Origin of the sequence: Candidatus Zinderia endosymbiont of Aphrophora alni (assembly GCF_964019745.1) — a bacterium.
GTDB lineage: Bacteria > Pseudomonadota > Gammaproteobacteria > Burkholderiales > Burkholderiaceae.
Window position 1 is genome coordinate 207,057 of the sequence record NZ_OZ026462.1, and the last position, 21,587, is coordinate 228,643.

Annotated in this window: 19 protein-coding genes, 4 tRNA genes, 1 other RNA gene and 1 pseudogene; 13 read left to right on the plus strand and 12 right to left on the minus strand. The window is 17.6% G+C overall.

Annotated elements, in window-relative coordinates:
- Positions 1-1,157: 1,157 nt before the first annotated feature.
- Entirely contained in the window at positions 1,158-2,237 is a 1,080-nt protein-coding gene (aroC, locus tag AACL00_RS00995) for a chorismate synthase (RefSeq protein ID WP_339045131.1), read from the plus strand.
- Between the two features lie 81 nt (positions 2,238-2,318).
- On the plus strand, positions 2,319-3,596 hold the full coding sequence (locus tag AACL00_RS01000; RefSeq protein WP_339044834.1) for a Glu/Leu/Phe/Val dehydrogenase: 1,278 nt from the start codon (positions 2,319-2,321) through the stop codon (positions 3,594-3,596).
- A gap of 19 nt (positions 3,597-3,615) precedes the next feature.
- Here AACL00_RS01000 and AACL00_RS01005 read toward each other — a convergent pair.
- The 6 genes from AACL00_RS01005 to rpsB all read right to left on the minus strand — a co-directional run bounded on the left by AACL00_RS01005 (position 3,616) and on the right by rpsB (position 7,316).
- Positions 3,616-3,706: transfer RNA gene (locus AACL00_RS01005), tRNA-Leu, on the minus strand.
- Positions 3,707-3,723: 17 nt separating this feature from the next.
- Positions 3,724-3,824, minus strand: a tRNA-Ser gene (locus tag AACL00_RS01010).
- A gap of 58 nt (positions 3,825-3,882) precedes the next feature.
- A complete protein-coding gene (gene serS, locus AACL00_RS01015) occupies positions 3,883-5,142 on the minus strand; it encodes a serine--tRNA ligase (protein ID WP_339044835.1) in 1,260 nt (419 codons plus the stop codon).
- 16 nt (positions 5,143-5,158) lie between these two features.
- The gene (locus AACL00_RS01020; protein ID WP_339044836.1) at positions 5,159-5,767 is read right to left on the minus strand and encodes a ribosome-recycling factor; all 609 of its coding nucleotides are present in this window, start codon (positions 5,765-5,767) and stop codon (positions 5,159-5,161) included.
- Positions 5,757-6,602, minus strand: coding sequence for a translation elongation factor Ts (tsf, locus tag AACL00_RS01025; RefSeq protein WP_339044837.1), 846 nt, complete (start codon positions 6,600-6,602; stop codon positions 5,757-5,759). The genes AACL00_RS01020 and tsf overlap by 11 nt, the downstream gene beginning before the upstream one ends.
- 12 nt (positions 6,603-6,614) lie before the next feature.
- Entirely contained in the window at positions 6,615-7,316 is a 702-nt protein-coding gene (gene rpsB / locus AACL00_RS01030) for a 30S ribosomal protein S2 (protein WP_339044838.1), read from the minus strand.
- A gap of 130 nt (positions 7,317-7,446) precedes the next feature.
- On the opposite strand from rpsB, the gene map reads away from it, so the two are divergent.
- Genes map through ssb form a run of 3 tightly spaced genes read left to right on the plus strand, consistent with a single transcriptional unit; the run spans position 7,447 to position 9,971 of the window.
- Positions 7,447-8,238, plus strand: coding sequence for a type I methionyl aminopeptidase (gene map / locus AACL00_RS01035; RefSeq protein WP_339045132.1), 792 nt, complete (start codon positions 7,447-7,449; stop codon positions 8,236-8,238).
- Positions 8,239-8,257: 19 nt separating this feature from the next.
- Positions 8,258-9,463: an MFS transporter gene (locus AACL00_RS01040; RefSeq protein ID WP_339044839.1), complete on the plus strand. Its 1,206-nt coding sequence runs from the start codon at positions 8,258-8,260 to the stop codon at positions 9,461-9,463.
- Between the two features lie 34 nt (positions 9,464-9,497).
- Positions 9,498-9,971: a single-stranded DNA-binding protein gene (gene ssb, locus AACL00_RS01045; RefSeq protein WP_339044840.1), complete on the plus strand. Its 474-nt coding sequence runs from the start codon at positions 9,498-9,500 to the stop codon at positions 9,969-9,971.
- 4 nt (positions 9,972-9,975) lie between these two features.
- On the opposite strand, the gene AACL00_RS01050 is transcribed toward ssb, so the two are convergent.
- Positions 9,976-10,398 carry an OsmC family protein gene (locus AACL00_RS01050; RefSeq protein ID WP_339044841.1) on the minus strand — a complete coding sequence of 141 codons (423 nt, stop codon included), beginning with the start codon at positions 10,396-10,398 and terminating at the stop codon, positions 9,976-9,978.
- Between the two features lie 147 nt (positions 10,399-10,545).
- On the opposite strand from AACL00_RS01050, the gene rplM reads away from it, so the two are divergent.
- The 7 genes from rplM (at position 10,546) to AACL00_RS01085 (ending at position 16,140) form a co-directional block, all read left to right on the plus strand.
- Positions 10,546-10,974 carry a 50S ribosomal protein L13 gene (gene rplM / locus AACL00_RS01055; RefSeq protein ID WP_339044842.1) on the plus strand — a complete coding sequence of 143 codons (429 nt, stop codon included), beginning with the start codon at positions 10,546-10,548 and terminating at the stop codon, positions 10,972-10,974.
- Between the two features lie 10 nt (positions 10,975-10,984).
- Complete coding sequence (gene rpsI, locus AACL00_RS01060; protein WP_339044843.1) at positions 10,985-11,377, plus strand: 30S ribosomal protein S9; 393 nt, start codon at positions 10,985-10,987, stop codon at positions 11,375-11,377.
- A 43-nt stretch (positions 11,378-11,420) separates the two neighbouring features.
- On the plus strand, positions 11,421-11,783 hold the full coding sequence (erpA, locus tag AACL00_RS01065) for an iron-sulfur cluster insertion protein ErpA (RefSeq protein WP_339044844.1): 363 nt from the start codon (positions 11,421-11,423) through the stop codon (positions 11,781-11,783).
- 100 nt (positions 11,784-11,883) lie between these two features.
- An RNA gene (gene rnpB / locus AACL00_RS01070) (RNase P RNA component class A) lies at positions 11,884-12,213 on the plus strand.
- Between the two features lie 212 nt (positions 12,214-12,425).
- Positions 12,426-13,337: a 16S rRNA (cytosine(1402)-N(4))-methyltransferase RsmH gene (gene rsmH, locus AACL00_RS01075; RefSeq protein WP_339044845.1), complete on the plus strand. Its 912-nt coding sequence runs from the start codon at positions 12,426-12,428 to the stop codon at positions 13,335-13,337.
- A 71-nt stretch (positions 13,338-13,408) separates the two neighbouring features.
- Entirely contained in the window at positions 13,409-16,030 is a 2,622-nt protein-coding gene (secA, locus tag AACL00_RS01080) for a preprotein translocase subunit SecA (protein ID WP_339044846.1), read from the plus strand.
- 18 nt (positions 16,031-16,048) lie between these two features.
- Positions 16,049-16,140: transfer RNA gene (locus tag AACL00_RS01085), tRNA-Leu, on the plus strand.
- A gap of 9 nt (positions 16,141-16,149) precedes the next feature.
- Here the strand turns inward: AACL00_RS01085 and smpB are convergent.
- Positions 16,150-16,596, minus strand: coding sequence for an SsrA-binding protein SmpB (smpB, locus tag AACL00_RS01090; RefSeq protein WP_339044847.1), 447 nt, complete (start codon positions 16,594-16,596; stop codon positions 16,150-16,152).
- Between the two features lie 209 nt (positions 16,597-16,805).
- Between smpB and AACL00_RS01095 the strand changes: the two are divergent.
- Positions 16,806-17,357 (plus strand): annotated as a pseudogene (locus tag AACL00_RS01095) (ATP-dependent Clp protease proteolytic subunit); the annotation flags it as partial.
- 43 nt (positions 17,358-17,400) lie between these two features.
- Here AACL00_RS01095 and sucD read toward each other — a convergent pair.
- The 4 genes from sucD to AACL00_RS01115 form a co-directional block, all read right to left on the minus strand.
- Entirely contained in the window at positions 17,401-18,288 is an 888-nt protein-coding gene (gene sucD, locus AACL00_RS01100) for a succinate--CoA ligase subunit alpha (protein ID WP_339044848.1), read from the minus strand.
- 10 nt (positions 18,289-18,298) lie between these two features.
- On the minus strand, positions 18,299-19,465 hold the full coding sequence (sucC, locus tag AACL00_RS01105; RefSeq protein WP_339044849.1) for an ADP-forming succinate--CoA ligase subunit beta: 1,167 nt from the start codon (positions 19,463-19,465) through the stop codon (positions 18,299-18,301).
- A 39-nt stretch (positions 19,466-19,504) separates the two neighbouring features.
- On the minus strand, positions 19,505-21,421 hold the full coding sequence (gene htpG, locus AACL00_RS01110; RefSeq protein WP_339044850.1) for a molecular chaperone HtpG: 1,917 nt from the start codon (positions 21,419-21,421) through the stop codon (positions 19,505-19,507).
- 60 nt (positions 21,422-21,481) lie between these two features.
- Positions 21,482-21,554, minus strand: a tRNA-Glu gene (locus AACL00_RS01115).
- Positions 21,555-21,587: the final 33 nt, after the last annotated feature.

Sequence of the window (21,587 nt, forward strand, 5' to 3'; positions counted from 1 at the left end):
AAAATAATTTTTTATATAATTTTAAAAAAATATTAGAATTTTTAATTTTTTAAATTTTATATATTAAATATATTATTATTTTTTTATATAAAATATTATTTATATTATAAAAAAATTTAATTATATTAATTTTTTAAAAATTTTAATAGATAGAAAAAAAATTTTATATTTTAAATTATATTTTGAATATCATATTTAAATATGATTATTATTAATAATAATTTAAATTTTAAAAAAATTATTTTTTTATTATTAATATAATAATAATAAATTTTTATTATTTTTAAAAAATTTTTAAAAAAATATAATAAATATTATTTATATTATTAATATTAAAAATATATTTTTTTTATATTTTATAATAAAAATAAATATATAAAAATATTATTTGAATTTATAATTGTTTAATTTAAAAAATTTAAAATAATTATTTTTTTAAAATATTTAAATAAAAAATAATATTTTTAATATTTTTAATAAAAATATATTTAATTTATATTATAATAATATTATATATTTTAATATAAAATAAAATTATATAAATATTTTTAATAATTTTTTATAATATTTTTATTAATAAAAATTTTTTAGAAGTTTTAAAAAAATTTTAAAATTAATAAAATATTATTTATTAATAATATATTAATTTTTAATAAAAAAATATTAAAATTAATTATAATATAATTAATATATTTTTAAAATTTATAATAATTTTTATTTTTAAAAATTTTTTTAATTTTAAATTTTTTTTAATAAATTGTTAATTTATAAATAATTTTTAAATATTTTATTTATATAAAAAAAATAATAACATGTATTAAATATATATGTTATAATTTATATATATAATATATATTGTATAAGTTATATTTAATTATAAATTAGATTAATTATATTTAAAATAAAAATTATTTTAATATTAATTTATTAAATTTAGTTTTAATTTTAAATATTGTTTTTATAAATAATATAAAATAAATTATTAATTTTAAAATTAATTGTATTTTTTAATTAAAAAAAAATAATAAAAAATAAAAAATTGTAAATTTTGTAAATAAATTTAAAATTTTTATAATATTTATAAATATTTAAAATTATTATTAATTTTTTATTTATTTAAATATATTTTTTTTTAAAAAAAAAATATTTTTATGTCTATACTTGGTAATATTTTTGGTAAATTATTTACTTTAAGTATTTTTGGTGAATCTCATGGTCCAGCTATTGGTTGTATAATAAGTGGTTGTCCTCCAGAAATGAATTTATGTGAATTAGATATTCAAATAGAATTAAATAAAAGAAAACCTGGGACTTCAATTTATGTTACTCAAAGATCTGAATTAGATAAAGTAGAGATCCTTTCAGGAGTTTTTAAAGGTAAAACTACAGGTACTCCTATATCTTTATTAATACGTAATATTGATCATCGTAGTAAAGATTATAAAGAAATAAAAAATATTTTTAGACCTGGACATGCAGATTATGTTTATTTACATAAATATGGTATTCGTGATTATAATGGTGGTGGATATTCTTCTGCTCGTTTAACTGCAGCTTCTGTGGCTGGAGGGGCAATTGCAAAAAAATGGTTATTTGAAAAATATAATATTTTTTTTTTAGGATGTGTTAGCGAGATAGGGGAAATAAAAATCCCCTTTAGATCTTGGAAAGATGTTCATACTAATATTTTTTCTTTAGCAAATTTTAATTATGTTTTAAAAATTAAAAAATATATTAAAAATTTGATAAAAATTGGTGATTCTTGTGGTGCGAGAATAAATATTATTGTTAAAAATTTACCAATTGGTTTAGGAGATCCTATTTTTGATAAATTAGATGCTAATATTGCTTATGCATTAATGGGCATTAATGCTGTAAAAGGTGTTGAAATTGGTGCAGGTTTTAATTCTATAAAATGCAAAGGTTCATTTTTTAATGATGAAATAACTTTAAAAAAATTTTTAAGTAATAATTCTGGAGGAATTTTAGGTGGTATATCAAATGGTCAAGATATTGTTATTTCAATTGCTGTAAAACCTACTTCTAGTATTAAAATTCCAAAATTATCAATAGATGTTTCTGGTAAACCTGTAATTGTTAAAAGTTTAGGACGTCATGATCCTTGTGTTGGGATTCGTATAATCCCAATTATTGAAGCTATGTTAGCTTTATTATTTATGGATCATATTTTACGTAATAAATCTCAGTGTTTAGAAAGTAATAAAAAAAAAAATTAATAAATTTTTAATATTTTATTTTTTTTTTTTTTAAAAAAAGAGAAAAAAAATAATATCAATAAATTAAATAAAAAAAATATTGTGTATAAATTACCTAGTTATTTAATAAATTTTAAAAATAATCCTTGGAAACTTTATTTAAATCAGCTTGATAAGGTGATTTCTTATTTAAAATTTCCTTTTGATTTAATAGAATTTTTAAAGATTCCTAAAAAAATTTTTATTTTTGATGTTGTAATTAAATTGGATAATGGTACTATTAAACATTTTGAAGGTTATCGTGTACAACATAATGTTTCTAGAGGTCCTGGAAAAGGAGGTATACGTTTTCATGAAGATCTTACATTGTCAGAAGTAATGGCTTTATCTGCATGGATGAGTATTAAAAATGCTGTAGTTAATATTCCATATGGTGGTGCAAAAGGAGGTATTAGAGTAAATATAAAAAAATTTTCTATAGGAGAATTAGAACGTTTAACTAGAAGTTATACTCGTGAAATTATTTCTTGTATTGGTTCTCGTAAAGATATTCCAGCTCCAGATATTAATACTAATGAACAAATTATGGCATGGATGATGGATGAATATTCTATATATTCTGGTTATAATAATTTTGCTGTTGTTACTGGTAAACCATTAAATATTGGAGGAATTTCTGGTCGATTTAAAGCAACAGGTATGGGAATTTTTTTAATAGCTTTAGAATTAGCAAAAAAAATGAATTTTGATATTAGTAAAAAAAAAATTGCTATTCAAGGTTTTGGAAATGTTGGAGGTGTTGTGGCAGAATTATTTTTTAATATTGGTTGTAAAATAGTTGCTATACAAGATAATGATATAACTCTTATAAATGAAAAAGGTTTAAATATTAAAAAAATTCAAGAATGTTCTTTAAAAAAAAGAAAAATTAAAGGTTTTGTAGAAGCAGATTTAATAAAAGATAGAACTAAATTTTGGTCTGTAAATTGTGATATTTTAATACCAGCTGCGTTAGAAGGGCAAATAACAAAATTTAATGCTAATTTAATAAAAGCTAAAATTATTTTAGAAGGTGCTAATGGCCCTACTACTACAGAAGCTGAAGAAATTTTATTAAAAAGAAATGTTTTAATAATCCCAGATGTTATTGCGAATTCTGGTGGAGTTATAGTTAGTTATTTTGAATGGACTCAAGGTTTATCTGGGATGTTTTTAACAAAAGAAAAAGTTAATAAATATCTTAAAATAATTATTATTAAATCCTTTTTAAAGGCATGGGATTTTTCAAAAAAAGAAAAAATTTCATTACGTCTTGCTTTATTTATTATAGCTTGTAATAGAATTTTAAATAGTATGAAAATTAGAAATTTTAATTTTTAAAATAATATTTTTATCTAAATGTGAAGAAGGGGATTTGAACCCCTAAATCTTTTAAAAAAATTGATACTAAGTTCTAAGCTTAGTGCGTTTACCTATTTCGCCATCTTCACAAAATTACAAAAATAAAAGGAGAGAGAGGGATTTGAACCCTCGGTATAGTTTTTTATTAATTTTTTTATATACTCTTGATTTCGAATCAAGTACATTAAGCCTCTCTGTCATCTCTCCTTAATAGGAATTATTTTATAATTTTTAATAAATTTAATATGTAAATTAATTAAATTTATTAAATTAAATATTTTTTTAAAATAGGAGGGATAAAAAATTTTTCATTTTCTTCTTGAAAATTTTCAAGTAATGCTATTAAAGTTCTACCAATAGCTAACCCAGAACCATTTAATGTATGTACTAATTTTAATTTTCCATTTTTATTTTTAAATTTAGTATTCATTCTTCTAGCTTGAAATGTTCCACAATTTGATACTGAAGAAATTTCTAAATATTCTTTTTGTGAAGGTAACCATACTTCTATATCATAAGTTTTTTTAGCGCTAAAACTTAATTCTAAACTACAAAGTTTCATTATTCTATAAGGTAAATCTAATTTATTTAAAATATTTTCAATATGAAAAATCATTTCTTCTAAAGTAGAATATGATTTTTTTGGATGAGTTATTTGAATTATTTCTACTTTATCGAATTGATGTTGTCTAATAATACCTTTAGTATCTTTTCCATAATTTATTGGTTCTGATCTAAAACATGGAGAAGATGCAACCATTTTTAATGGTAATTTATTAAAATTTAAAATTTTATTTTTAACTATATTTAATAATGGTACTTCTGAAGTTGGTATTAAATATAATGATTCTTGATTTTTAAAATATGTTTTTTTTTTTATTTTAAATAATTCATTTTTAAATTTAGGTAATTGACCTGTGGAATATAAAGAATTTTTATTAACTATATAAGGTATATAATATTCAGTATATCCATGTTCTTTTATATGAGTATCTAACATAAATTGTGAAAGAGCTCTATAAATTTTTACTATTTTACCTTTCATAACTACAAATTTTGTTCCTGTTATTTTTGTAGCTAATTTAGTATTAATACCTAATTTTAAACCTATTTTTGAATGATTTTTAATTTTAAATTTAAATTTTGGAAATTTTTTATTTTTTTTAATTTCTATATTTTTATTATTAATTGGTACTGAATTATGAGGTATATTAGGTATATTTATTAATATATTATTAAGTTTTTTTTTTATATTTTGTAAATTTAATTTAAATTTTTTTAAATATTTATTAATAAATATTACTTTTTCTTTTATTGAGTTAATATTTTTTTTATTTTTTTTATAAAAAATATATTTTTTAGATAAAATATTTCTTTTATTTTGTAAAATTTCTAATTCTATTTGTATAAATTTTCTTTTTTTTTCTAAAAAAAAAATTTTTTTTATTTTTAAATTAAAATTTCTTGTTTTTAATATTTTAAAAATTTCAAAAATATTTTTTTTTAATTTTTTAAAATTTAACATAAATATTTTTAATATTTTATATTTTTAAAATTTCAATTTCTTTTTGTTTTGTTAATTCTTTTATTTTAATAATATAATTATTTGTTATTTTTTGAATTTTATTTTGTATATTTTTTTCTTCATCTTTTGATGGAATTTTTTTTTTTAGTTTATTTAGAAAAATTCTACGTATATTTCTAATAGATATTTTTATATTTTCTGATTTTTTTTTTATAATTTTAATTATTTTTTTTCTTTTTTCTTCTGTTAACTTAGGCGTTAATATTTTTATATAATTATTAGTTATAAAAGGATTTAAATCTAAATTAGAATTTTTAATAGTTTTTTCTATTTTTAATAAATTTTTTTTTTCATGTGCAATTATTTTAATTGTTTGAGGATTAATTAAAAATATATTTGCTATATTTTTTAATTTTTCTAATTTAGAATTTATATTTATTGATATATTATATAATATATTTATATTTATTTGATTAATTTTTATTTTTGAAAAATCTATTTTTGTTTGAATTAATAAATTATTTAGTTTTTTGTTTATTTTTTCAAAAAAATAATTTAAATTTATTTTATCTTTATTTTTATCTTTATTTTTATTTTTATTTTTATTTTTATTTTTATTTTTCATTTATTTTTTCTCCTAATATAAATATATTATATGAATATATAATTAAATTATATATTTTTAATATTTCTTTAATAGTTTTTGTTTTATCTTTTATAAAAATTTGATTATATAAAGAGTTTTTTTTTAAAAAATTATTTATAGAATTTTTAATAATTTTTTTTATAATTTTTTTAGGTTTATTAAGTTTTGAAATTTTTAATAATAATATAGATTTTTCTTCTTTTATAATTTTAGATGGAATTTCATTAATATCTAATGCTATTGGTTTCATAGCTGCTATATGCATAGCAATTTCTTTAGCTATTTTTATATTTTCTCCTTTAAATTCTATTATTACTCCAATTTTATTATCATGTATATAATTAGTAAATTGATATTTTGTTTTTAATTTTAAAAATCTATTAATTAAAATTTTTTCTTTAGTTTTATTTATAAAATTTAATCTTAATTTTTCGATTTTTTTATTTTTTATTTTTGTAAATTCATTTTTAGTAAATTTAATAGAATTTTTATTAGTTATTAATTTTACTAATTTATTAGAAAATTTAATAAATTCTAAATTTTTTGAGATAAAATCAGTTTCACATTTTATTTCTAAAATTGTTCCTATTTTTTTTTTTTCATTGATAAAAATTACAATAATACCATTATATAATTTTTCAAATGATGTGCAAAGAAATTTTTTATTGATTTTAGATTTTAAAAATTTTTCTGATTTTAAAAAATCTCCATTAAATTTTAATAAAGCTTTTTTACATTCCATTAATGGAGCACCAATTTTTTTTCTTAAAGACATTACTAATTGAGCGGTAATTTTTTTAATTTTAATTTCCATTTTTATTTATTTTTAAAATTTAAATTTTAAATTATTTTTAATATTTAAAGCTTTACCTTCTAAAATAGCATTTGTTATTCCTTTAGAAAATAATTTTATTGATTTTATAGAATCATCATTACCTGGTATAATATAATCTATATTATCAGGATTATGATTTGTATCAACTAATGCTATTATTGGAATATTTAATTTTTTTGCTTCTATAACAGCATTTTTATGATATCCTATATCTATTATAAAAAGAGCATCTGGTAAAAATTTCATTTTTTTTAATCCTTCAAAATTTTTTTTAAGTTTATTTTTTTTTCTATTGTATAATAATATTTCTTTTTTTTTAATTTCATTAAAATTTTTAAAAGTATTTTCTAATTTTATTAAATGATCTATAGATACTTTAATAGTTTTAAAATTTGTTAATGTTCCTCCTAACCATCTTTGATTTATATAAGGTGATTTTGATTTTAAAGCTTCTTTAAAAATTATTTTTCTTGCTTGACGTTTTGTACATACAAATAATATTGTTTTTTTATTTTTTGATAATTTTTTTACAAAATTAATAGCTTTATTATATAAATAAAGTGTTTTTTCTAAATTTATAATATGAATTTTATTTTTATGACCAAAAATAAATTTAGACATTTTAGGATTCCAAAAACGTGTTTGATGACCAAAATGAACTTTTGCATCAATCATTTTTTTTATTGTTATCATTTTATTTTTAAAAATTAAAATTAAAATTATTTATTTTTATAAACAATTTTATTAAATAATAATATATATTATATATAATAAATATTATTTATTGTATAATATTTATGTATTTATTAAAAATTATTTTAAAATAAATATGAAATATATTAAGAATAGTAAAGATATTAAATATATGCGAAATGTTTGTAAATTAGCTTCTGAAGTTTTAGATTATATAAGTAATTTTATAAAAATTGGAGTGACTACTAATGAATTAGATTTATTATGTTATAATTATATTATTAATGTACAAAAAGCTATTCCAGGTCCTTTAAATTATTTTCCTCCTGGGTATAAATTTCCTTTTCCTAAATCTATTTGTACATCAATAAATGATGTTGTTTGTCACGGTATTCCTGATAATAAATTTTTAAAAAATGGTGATATATTAAATATAGATATTACAGTAAAAAAAAATAATTATTTTGGAGATTCAAGTAGAATGTTTGTTGTTGGAGAAACAACATTAAATGCTAAATTTTTAATAAAAATTGCTTATGAATGTATGTGGGCTGGAATTTCTAAAGTTAAAGATAATGTTTATTTAAATGATATTGGTAATGCAATACAAATGCATGCAGAAAAATATAATTTTAGTATTGTAAAAGAATTTTGTGGACATGGAATAGGTAAAAAATTTCATGAATTTCCGCAAATATTAAATTATAATAATTTTAAAAGTTCTGAAAAAATTTATTCTGGTATGATTTTTACTATTGAACCTATGATTAATGAGGGTAGTCGTTTTATTTATGAGACTTCTAATGGTTGGACTATTAAAACTAAAGATAAAAGTTTATCTGCGCAATGGGAGCATACTATTTTAGTTACTGATTTTGGTTTTGAAGTTTTAACTATTTCTAATAATTATTTTTTTTTATAAAATATTATAAAAATTTTCTATGTATAAAAGTGAGTTGTTTTATTCATTATTATTATCATTAATTTTTGCTTTAAGAATGTTTGGTGTATTTATTATTTCACCATTATTACCTGTTTATATTAGTGGTTTTACTAGTGAAAATAATTATATACTTATAGGTTTTTCTTTGGGTGTTTATAGTTTAGTACAATGTTTTATGCAACTTCCTTTTGGAATTTTATCTGATAAATATGGTCGTAAACCAATGATTATTATTGGTTTAATAATATTTATTATTGGTTTAATAATTTCTATTTTTTCTAAAAATATATATATTTTAATAATTAGTAGAATTATTCAAGGTATTGGAGTAGTATCTTCTACATTAATGGCTTTGTTAATTGATTTAACTAGTAAAAAAAATTATTTTAGAGTTATGTCTATAGTAGGTTTTTTTGTTGGTTTATCTTTTGCAATTTCTTTAATTTCTTCAAATTTTTTATTTTCTTATGTTGGTATAGCAGGGATTTTTTTAATTATTGCTTTTTTATCTTTAATTTCTTTATTATTAATAATATTTTTTGTACCTTCAGTTCCTTTTATTGCTAAAAAAAAAACTATTTCTTTAAAAAAAATTATTTTTAATAAGGAATTATTTAAATTAAATTTTGGGGTTTTTGTTTTATATTTTTCACAAATATTTTTTTTTATTATTTTTCCTAGAATATTGTCTATTTGTACAAATGTTTTAGAAATGTATTTTTGGAAACTTTATTTACCTGTTGTAATATTATCATTTTTATTTTTATTACCCGTATTTTTTTTTGGAGGAAGATTAATATCTTATAAAATGATATGTAATATATTTATATTTATTTTATTTTTAATTCAAATTGGATTTATAATATTTTTTAAATTTTTTAGTGATAATTTAAATTTATTAGCATTATTATTTTTAATGTTTATGACAGTTTTTAATTTTATTGAAGCTTTTCAACGTTCTTTAGTTTCTAAAATAGCTCCGAAATCTTATAAAGGTTCTGTTATGGGTATATACAGTTCTTTTCAATCGTTTGGTTTATTTTTAGGTGGATTATTAGGTGGAATTTATTCCACATTTAAATTAAAAAATATTATATATATATATATATTATTTTCTTTTTTAACATTTTTTTGGTTTATTTTTTTTATAAATATAAAAAAAATTTCCTCAAAAAAAAAAAAAAAAAAAGAAAAAATATTATAAATTTTTAAACATTTTTTTAAAAGGTAAATGTTTTATGGCTTCAGTAAATAAAGTAATAATTATAGGTAATTTGGGGCATAAACCTGAAGTTCGTTATATGCCTAATGGTGATGCTGTTGCAAATATTTCTATTGCTACAACTGAAAATTATAGAAAAAAAAATACTGGAGAAAAAAAAAGTTCAACTGAATGGCATCGTGTTATTTTTTATCGTAGATTAGCTGAAATAGTAGGGCAATTTTTAAAAAAAGGATCTCAAATTTATGTTGAAGGACGTTTACATTCTAGAAAATGGGTTGATAAAGAAGGTATAGAAAGATATATAACAGAAATTATTGTAGATAATATGCAAATGTTAGGTAGTAGACAAATTACAAATAATATGTCTAATGATGATGAAGATATTAAAATTAAAAAAAATAATAATAAAACTAATAATAAAAAAAATTTAGAAAATGAATTTAAAATTCCTGAATTTTCAGATTTAGAAGATGATATACCATTTTAATTTGTTAAGTATTAATAATTTTTAAAGAATGTGTAATTTTTGTAGATTTATTTAACATTATAATTGCTGAACAATATTTAGAATGTGATAATTTAATTGCATTTTTAATAATATTTTTATTTAAATTTTTTCCATATATATAAAATTTAAAATGTATTTTTGTAAAAATTTTTGGATTTTGTTTTGCTCTTTTAGATTTAATTTTTATTTTACATTTTTTTATATTTTGTTTATTTTTTTTTAATATTAAAATTATATCATATGTGGTACATCCTCCAGCGCCTATTAAAATCATTTCCATAGGTCTGGGTGCTAAATTTTGTCCACCGTTTTTAGGATCTCCATCCATACATATAATATGTTTAGAATCTGTTTTTGCTGTTAATGTGAGATTTAAAAAATTTGTCCATTTTATTGTACAATTCATATTTTTTTTTTAAATAAATAATAATTATTATTAATAATATATAATATATAATATATTATATATAATATGTATAAAAATATTTAATAATATGTATATTATGTATAATTTTTTTTTTTAAAAAAAAAATAAAAAATATAATAAATAAATATGAATATATTATCAATAAAAAAAAAAAATATATATTTTAAATGGTTTTTAATTGATGTAAAAAATAAAATATTAGGAAGAATTGCTTCTAAAATAGCTATTATTTTACGAGGAAAATTTAAAAAAAATTTTTTTCCTAATATTAATATTGGAGATTATGTTATTGTAATTAATGCTAAATATTTAAAAATTTCTGGAAAAAAAAAAATAAATAAAATTTATTATAAACATAGTGGTTTTCCTGGAGGTATTTCAAAAATTAATTTTTTTGAAATGCAAAAAAAATTTCCTTGTTTAATTTTAAAAAAAGCTATTAAAGGAATGTTACCTAAAGGGCCTTTAGGTTATAAAATAATTAAAAAATTAAAAGTTTATTCATGTAATGTTCATCCACATATTGCGCAACAACCAAAAATATTAAATTTTTAAAGAAAATTATATGATAGGAAATTATAATTATGGTACTGGTCGTAGAAAATCTTCTGTAGCTAGAGTTTTTATTAAAAAGGGTTCTGGTAAAATTATTATTAATAATAAAATAGCAACAAAATATTTTTCTAGAAAAACTGGTTTAATGATACTTTTACAACCTTTAAAAGTAATAGATTGTTTAAAATTTTTTGATATTAAAGTAAATGTTTTGGGTGGTGGTGAATCTGGGCAAGCAGGTGCTATTAGACATGGTATTTCTAGAGCTTTAGTTGATTATAATAAAAATTATAAAATAAAATTATCAAAATTAGGTTTTTTAACTAGAGACTCTAGAAGAGTTGAACGTAAAAAAGTAGGTTTACATAAAGCTAGAAAAGCTAAACAATTTTCTAAACGTTAAAATTATATTAAATTTTTATTTTTTTATAGTATTTTTTTAAAAAATGATTTTTATAATTAAAAATAAAAAACTTAAAATAACACCTTCAAATATTTCACTTACTAATAAAGCTATTTTAAGAATTAAATCTATTATAAAAAAAAAAAAAGAATTAAAATTACGAATTTTTATAAAAGGGGGGGGGTGTTCTGGTTTTAAATATGGTTTTATTTTAGAAAAATTAGTAAATTTTGATGATATAATTATCATTTTAAATGATATTCAATTATTAGTTGATTTTATAAGTTATCAATATTTAATAGGTTCAAAAATTGATTATTATGATGATATAAATGGTTCAAAATTTATTGTTAATAATCCTAATGCTATTACTACTTGTGGTTGTGGTTCTTCTTTTTCTATATAAAATTATATTTTTATTTAAAAAAAATAATATATTTTTATATATATTTTATATAATATATTAATATTTTTATAAAATTTTTTTATTTAATTTTTAAAATTTCAAAATAAATTTGACAATCGCTGATTATAAATATTTATTAATATTATAATAAGAGGAAGGTCTGGACTCCTAAGAGCAAAATGACGGATAATTACCGTACATTATTATTATAATAATGATGAATAGGGCCACAGAGACGAGCATATTTAGTTATGGTGAAACGCGGTAACCTCCATTTGGGAGCAATTCTAAAATATGTACATTGATGTTGCTCGCTTAGTACTTTGGTAAGAAGCTTGAATTTTAAAGTAATTTAAAATCTAGATAAATGATTGTCATAATAATAAATAAATTATTATTACAGAATCCAGCCTATAAATTTATTAAAAATATTTAAATATAATAATTAAATTTATTTTTATAAATAAATTTAATTATTAAATTTAGAGTAAAATAAAAAAATATTATAAAATAATGTTAAATATTATTTATATTATAAAAATATAAAAATATAAAAATATAAAAATATAAAAATATAAAAATATAAAAATATAAAAATATAAAAATATAAAAATATAAAAATGTATATAATATATATAATATATGAAATATAATTTTAATTTTTTTCATTATCCTGTTTTATTAAAAGAAGTTATTAAAGCTTTAAATATAAATCATAAAAGATCAAATGGTATTTATGTAGATTGTACATTTGGTGGTGGTGGTCATAGTTTAAAAATTTTAAAATCTTTAAGTAATAAAGGAAAATTAATAGCTTTGGAAAAAGATCCATTATCTATAATTAATTCTAAAAAAATTAAAGATTCAAGATTTAGTATATTTAATACGAGTTTTGTTAATTTAGAAAAAATTTTATTAAAAAATAATATAAAATATGTTGATGGAATTTTAATGGATTTAGGTATTTCATTAATGCAAATAAATGATATTAATCGTGGTTTTAGTTTTAAACTTAATGGTTTTTTAGATATGCGTATAAATAATACTCAAGGTTTATCAGCAAAAGAATGGCTTGTTAAAGCAGAAGAAAAAAATATTTTTAATGTTATTAAAAAATATGGAGAAGAAAAGTATGCTTTTAATATAGCAAAAAATATTATTTTATATAGAAAAATTAAACCTATTTTAACAACTTTTCAGTTATCAAAAATAATTCAAGAAAGTATAAAGTATAAAAAATGTAAAGGACATTTATCTACTAAAACTTTTCAAGCTATTAGAATTTTTATTAATAATGAATTAGAAGAATTAAAAATAGGTTTAAAAATTGCTTTTAATAAAATTTCTAAAAATGGAAGATTAGTTATTATTAGTTTTCATTCTTTAGAAGATAAAATTGTAAAAAAATTTATGAAATCTAAATTAAATTTTAATATAAAAAAAAAAAAATTTTCTATTAAATTATTTCGTAAAATTAAACCTAATAGATTTGAAATTTTTTCAAATTCACATTCTCGTTCTGCGATTATGAGATATATTGAACGTATTTTTTAAATTGTATATAAAAATATATTTTTTAAAAAAAATATTAAAATAAATAAAAATATTTATATTTATTATTTAATATGTTTTTAAAAAAATTTTTTTTAAATAATTTTAAAAAAGAAAAATATCAAGATATTATTAAAAATATTAATAATTTTGAAAATAAAATTAAAAAATTATCTGATATTCAATTAAAAAATAAAACGTTATTATTTAAAGAAAAAATTTTAAATGGTTGTACATTAGAAGAAATTTTACCAGAGGTTTTTGCTGTATGTAGAGAAGCTAGTAAACGTATTTTAAAGATGCGTCATTTTGATGTACAATTAATGGGGGGTATAGTTTTACATTATGGTAAAATTGCAGAAATGGGTACAGGAGAAGGTAAAACATTAATGTCTACTTTAACAGCTTATTTAAATGCTTTATCTGGTAAAGGTGTTCATATTGTTACAGTTAATGAATATTTAGCTATTCGTGATTTTAAATTAATGAAAAATCTTTATAATTGGTTAGGTATAAATGTTAGTTTAAATTTATCAAATTTTAAATATAAATTAAAAAATAAATCTTATAATTCTGATATAATTTATGGAACAAATAATGAATTTGGTTTTGATTATTTAAGAGATAATATAGTTTATTGTAAAAAGTATAAAGTTCAAAAAAAATTAAATTTTGTTATTATTGATGAAGTAGATTCTATTTTAATTGATGAAGCACGAGTACCTTTAATTTTATCACATTCTATAGAAAATAATATAAATTTATGTTTTAAAATTAATAATGTATTAAAAGAATTAAAAATATGTAATGATTTTTTAAAAAAAAAATATTTTTTTTTAAAAAAAAAAAAATTTGAAGGTTATTATATTAAAAATAAAAAAAAATTTCAAGTATGGTTAACTGATTTAGGTTATATAAAAATTGAAAATATTTTAATTAAAATTGGTTTAATTTCTGAAAGATTTTCTTTATATAATAATTCAAATATTATAATTTTATATTATATATATGCTTCTTTACGTGCGCATATTTTATATCATGTAAATAAACATTATATTATAAAAAATGGTTTAATAGTTATTGTTGATGAATTTACAGGTAGATTAACATCTGAAAGAAGATGGGGGGATGGTTTACATCAAGCAATAGAAGCAAAAGAAGGTTTAAAAATTCAAAGTGAAAATCAAATAATTGCTTCTATTACATTTCAAAATTATTTTAGAATGTATAAAAAAATTTCAGGTATGACAGGAACTGCTGCTACGGAAGCTTATGAATTTAAAGAAATTTATAATTTAGAAACTATTGTAATCCCTCCAAATAAAAAATCTATAAGAAAAGATTTTGAAGATAAAATTTATATAACTAAAAAAATAAAATATAAAGCTATTATCAAAGATATTAATAAATGTTATAATATAGGACAACCAGTATTAGTATGCACAATTTCTATTAAAAATTCCGAATTAATTTCTTTTATTTTAAAAAAAAAAAATATACCTCATAATGTTTTAAATGCAAAATTTCATAAAAATGAAGCATATATTATTTCACAAGCTGGAAAATTTAAAGCAATAACTATTGCTACAAATATGGCTGGACGTGGAACAGATATTATTTTAGGAGGAAATTTTAAAAATGAAATAAAAATAATTAAAAAAAATTTAAATTATTCTAAAAAAAAAAAAAAAAAAAAAATAGAAAAAATTAAAAAAAATATTAAATTTTTAAATAAAGTTGTAATTAGTTTGGGGGGTCTTAAAGTTATTAGTATAGAAAGACATGAATCACGAAGAATTGATAATCAATTTAAAGGTAGAACAGCACGTCAAGGTGATCCTGGATCATGTTGTTTTTATTTATCTTTAGAAGATCCTTTGATAAAAATTTTTTGTGGAAATTATATTGATAATATTATTAATAAATTTGATTTTTTTAAAGATGAATTAATTCAATCAAGAATTATTACTAAATCTATTGAATTAGCACAAAAAAAAATTGAATATTTAAATTTTAATATAAGAAAAAAAATATTAGAATATGATGATATAATAAATAATCAAAGAAAAATTCTTTATAAAGAACGTGATGTTATTTTAAATATTAAAAATGTTTCAAAAATTATTTTTTTATTTATAAAACAATTTTTTATTAAATTATTTAAAAAATATGTTTCTAGTGATTCTTTAAAAAATAAATGGAATTTATTATATATAGATAATATTTTAAATATTGAATTAAAAATTAATATTTCTTTGCAAAATATTTATAAAAAAAATTTAAATATAACAAAAAAAAATTTATTAAATATTTTATTAAAAAAAATAAATTTTTATTTAAATAAAAAAATTATTAATTTAACAAAAAAAAAATTTAATAATTTTTCTAAATTTTTAATTTTAAAAAGTATAGATTTTTTTTGGAGAGAATATTTATTTATTTTAGAATATTTAAAACAAGGTATTTATTTAAGAGGATATATTCAAAAAAATCCTAAACGTGAATATAAAAAAGAATCTTTTAAATTATTTAATAAAATGTTAAATTTAATTGAAGAAGAAATTATAAAAATAATTTTAGGAATTTCTATTAAAGATTTTAATTTTTTTAATAAAGAAAAATTAGGTTATAATAATAATATAACTTATATTTATTTACGTAAAAAATATTTTACATATAGTATATATGATAAATAATATATTTTTTTAAAAATTGCCTGAGTGGTGGAATTGGTAGACACAACGGACTTAAAATCCGTGGCTTATCTTTAAAAAGAGGCGTACCGGTTCAATTCCGGTCTCAGGTATTTTAAAATTTAATATTTATTTTTTATTTTATATTCGTTATATTTTATTAAATCTTTTTTTTTTTGTATTTCTTTTTTATTATATTGTTTTTTACCTTTTACTAACCCTATTTTTGCTTTTATTAATGATTTATTATAATGTAAATCTAAAAGTATCATTGTATATCTATTTTTATTAATTTTCCCTATTAATTTTTTAATTTCTATTTTTTTTAATAATATTTTTTTTGTTCTATTGGTATTTATTTTATTAAATTTTGAAAAATTTTTAAAATTATTAATATATAAATTAATAATAAAAAATTCATTTTTATATATTTTTATATAAGATTCTTTTATTTGAGTCATACCTAAACGTATTGATTTTACTTCCCAACCTTTTAATACAATTCCTGCTTCATAAGTTTCTTTTATATAATAATTAAAAAATGCTTTTTTATTTTTAGTAATAATCATATTTTATATTATTTAATAATTTTATTAAATTTTTAATATTATTTAAAATATATATAATAATATATGTAAAATATATATATTATATTTTATAAATTTATTATTATTATTTATAAAAAAATATATTATTATATATAATATATTAATAATATATTAAAATTTTTAAAACAATTAATTTATTAATAAAAATAAATTTTATATTTATAAAAAATATGAGAACTGAAAAAAATTATGATTTATATTCAAGATTATTAAATGATAGAATTATTTTTTTATCAGGTTTTATTAATGATATATTAGCAAATTTAATAGTTGCTCAATTGCTTTTTTTAGAAAGTGAAAATTCTAATAAAGATATTTTTTTATATATTAATTCTCCTGGGGGTTCAATAACATCTGGAATGGCAATTTTTGATACTATGAAATTTATAAAACCTAGAGTTTCTACATTATGTATTGGTTTAGCAGCTTCTATGGGGGCTTTTTTACTTTCTTCTGGTGAAAAAGGTTATCGTTTTTCTTTACCTAATTCTAGAATAATGATTCATCAACCTTCAGGTGGTATTCGTGGTCAAGCTTCAGATATAGAAATTCAAGCAAAAGAAATATTATTTTTTAAAAATCTTTTAAATTTAATTTTATCAAAAAATACAGGAAAAACAGTAGAAAAAATTAAAAATGATAGTGATAGAGATAATTTTATGTCAGCTGATGAAGCAAAAAAATATGGTTTAATAGATAAAATTTTATTTAAAAGAATTTAATTTTTAAAAATAATTTTTATTTATTAATAAATATAATAAAAAATTATATTTTTAATAAAGATTTTGTTAATTTTCCTATTTTAGAAGGATTATTAGTAATTTTAATTCCACATTCTTCTAAAACTTCTAATTTTGCTTTTGCAGTATCTTTGCCACTTGTAATTAATGCTCCAGCATGCCCCATAATTTTTCCTTTTGGTGCTGTTATTCCAGCTATGAATGAAATAACAGGTTTTTTGGAATTTTTTTTAATCCAAAGTGCTGCTTCTATTTCATCTTCTCCACCAATTTCACCAATCATTACTATTGCGTCTGTTTTTTTATCATTATTAAACTTTTTAATTATATCAATGAATTTTAATCCATTAATTGGATCACCACCTATACCTATAGCTGTTGATTGTCCTAAGCCTAATTCTGTTAATTGATTAACAGCTTCATATGTTAAAGTTCCTGATCTAGAAACAATTCCTATATTTCCTTTTTTATGTATATGTGTAGGCATAATTCCTATTTTTATTTCTTCTGGTGTAATAATCCCAGGACAATTAGGACCTAATAATAAAGTTTTACTTTTTATAATTTTCATATAATCTTTTATAATTAACATATCTTTTATTGGTATTCCTTCTGTAATACAAATTACTAATTTTAAATTAGCATTTATTGCTTCTAATATAGCTTGTATAACATTTGGTACTGGTACATATATTACAGAAACTGTTGCTTTTGTATTTTTTTTTGCTTCTTGTACATTTTTATATATTGGTATTCCATCAAAATTTTCTCCTGCTTTTTTAGGATTTACTCCTGCAACAAATGCTTTTTTTCCAAAAGCATAATTTTTACAAATTTTTGTATGAAAACTTGCAATTTTTCCTGTTATACCTTGAGTAATAACTTTTGTTTTATTATTAATAAGTATTGACATATAAAAATTTTTAATTAATTTTAGTTAATAATATTGCTTCTTTTGTAGCTTTTTCAAAATTATCTATAATTTTAATTTTTAATTTAGATTTATTTAAAATATTTTTAGCTTTTTTTTCATTTGTTCCTTTTAATCTTATAATAATAGGAATTTTTATATTTATAATTTTTGAAGCTAAAATTAAACCTTTAGCAATTATATCGCATTTTATTATTCCTCCAAATATATTAATAAATATAATTTTAATTTTTTTATTTTTTAACATTATTTTAAATGATTTTGCAATATTTTTTTTGTTAATATTACCACCAATATCTAAAAAATTTGCTGGTTCTCCTCCAAAATATTTTATAATATCCATAGTAGCCATTGCTAATCCAGCACCATTTACTAAACAACCAATATCTCCTTTAAGTGAGATATATGACATCCCTAATTTTGAAGCATTTATTTCATTTTTATTTTCTTTGTTAATTTTTTGTAATTTTAATATTTCTGGATGTCTAAAAAGTGCATTTTTATCAAAATTAAATTTTATATCTAAAACTATTAAATCATTTTTTTTTGTTATAATAAAAGGATTTATTTCTAATAAAACAGAATCTGTTTTCCAATATGCTTTATATATTCTTTGTATTTGTTTTTTAATTTTATTAGTATTATTTTTATTGATTTTTAATATATTAATAATATTATTAATTATTTTATTTTTTATTTTTTCTCTAGGATTAATATATATTTTATATATTGATTGAGGATTTTCAAGAGAAGTTTTTTCTATTTCTATACCTCCGTATTTTGAGATAATAATAATTATTTTTTGAGTTATTCTATCTGTTAAAATACTAATATAAAATTCTTTTTTAAATGAAATTTTTTCTTCAATTAATATTGAATTTATTATTTCTCCTTTTTTTTTTGTTTGATTAGTAATAATTCTTTTATTTAACATTTTTTTAGTATATTTTTCAACTTCATATAAAGATTTAGCAATTTTTATACCATTATTTTTACCTCTTCCTCCAGAATAAATTTGAGCTTTAATAACCCATTTTGATCCACCAATATATTTAGCAGCTTTTATAGCTTCATTATATGTTTTGCAATGAATTCCTTTAGGAATATTTATTTTAAAATTTTGTAAAATTTTTTTTCCTTGATATTCATATATATTCATAAAAATCCTTTATATAAAATAAAAAATATATTTTTAATATTAAAAATTTTTATTTTTTTTTATTATAATAGCAAAAATTTTGTTTAAATTATTAATAAAATTAGAAGGATTTGTTAAATTACCACCTTCTGATAGAATTGCTTGATTATATAAAATATTAATCCATTCATTAAAAAATTCTTTTTCTTTTTTAATATATTTAATTAGTAAATGTTTAGGATTTATTTCTAAAATTTGTTTATTTTTTTTAGGATTTTGTCCAGAAGATTTTAATATTCTAATTAAATTATTAGATATATCATTTTCATCTGAAATTAAACATGCTGGAGAATTTATTAAACGAGATGTTGTTCTTACATCTTGTACTTTATCTTTTAAAATTAATTTTATTTTTTTTATAAATTTTAAAAATTTTTTTTCTTTTTCTTTTTTTTGTTTTTTTTCTTCATCAGTTTCTAAATTTCCTAAATTTAAATTTCCTTTTGCAATAGATATTAATTTTTTATTTTTATATTCTGTTAAAAATGATAATATCCATTCATCTATTCTATCAATTAATATTAATACTTCAATATTTTTTTTTTTAAATATTTCTAAATGAGGGCTATTAATAGCAGTTTTATAATTTTCAGCAGTTATATAATAAATATTATCTTGATTATTTAACATTCTTTTTTTATATTTTTTTAATGAAGTTAATTTTTCTTTTTTATTAAAATATGTTGAATTAAATCTTAATAAATTAATTATTTGTTTTCTATTTACAATATCTTCTCCTAATCCTTCTTTTAAAATATTTCCAAAATTTTTCCAAAATATTTTATATTTTTTAGTTTTTAATTTTTTATCAGATTTTATTAAGTTTTCTAACATATTTAAAACTTTTTTTGTTGAATTTTCTTTAATTATTCTAATATTTTTTGAATCTTGTAAAATTTCTCTTGAAATATTAAGTGGTAAATTTGCAGAATCTATTATTCCTTTTATAAATCTTAAATATGGTGGTAATAATTGTTTAACATTATCTAAAATAAATACTCTTTGAGAATATAATTTTAATCCACCTTTCTTTTTTCTATCCCAAATATCTAATTGAGCTTTTGAAGGTATATATAATAATTGAATATATTCATTATTTCCTTCAATTTTATTATGTATATAAGTTAAAGGATTTTTATTATCATTAGTAATATTTTTATAAAATTCATTATATTCTTCAATTTTAATTTCAGATTTATTTCTTGTCCAAAGTGCTTGAGTATTATTTATAATTTCTTTTTTATTAGTAATAAAAAATTTTTTTTTTGATTTATCCCAAATTTCTTTATACATTAATATTGGAATTGATATATGATCAGAATATTTTTTAATAATTAATTTTAATTTCCAAGAAGATAAAAATTCTTCTTCATTTTTTTTTAAATGTAAAATTACTTCTGTACCTCTATTAAGTTTATTTATATTTTCTATTGAAAATTCTCCTGTACCTTTAGATTGCCAACTAATTCCTTTTTCTTTTGGTTTTCCAGCTTTTCTAGAATTTACTGTTATTAAATCTGCAACTATAAATCCAGAATAAAATCCTACTCCAAATTGTCCAATTAAATTTGCATTTTTTTTTTGATTATTTGATAATTTTGAAAAAAATTCTTTAGTTCCAGATTTAGCAATAGTACCTAAATTTAATGTAATTTCTTTTTCTGTCATTCCAATACCATTATCTGAAATAGTTATTGTTTTTTGTATTTTATTATAAAAAATTTCAATTTTAAAATTTGAATCTGATTCAAGTAATTTATTATTTTTAAAAGATTTAAATCTTAATTTATCTATTGCGTCTGAAGCATTAGAAATTAATTCTCTTAAAAAGATTTCTTTATTAGAATATAAAGAATTTATCATAAGTTTCAATAATTGCTTAACTTCAGTTTGAAAATTTAAAATTTTTTTATTCATATTTTTTAAAAATGATTACAAATTTATTAATTTAAATTAAATATTTATAAATATTTTTAATGTCCCTAAGGGGATTTGAACCCCCGTACTCACCGTGAAAGGGTGATGTCCTAGACCTCTAGACGATAGGGACAATTTTTTATAAAAATTATAATATATTATATAT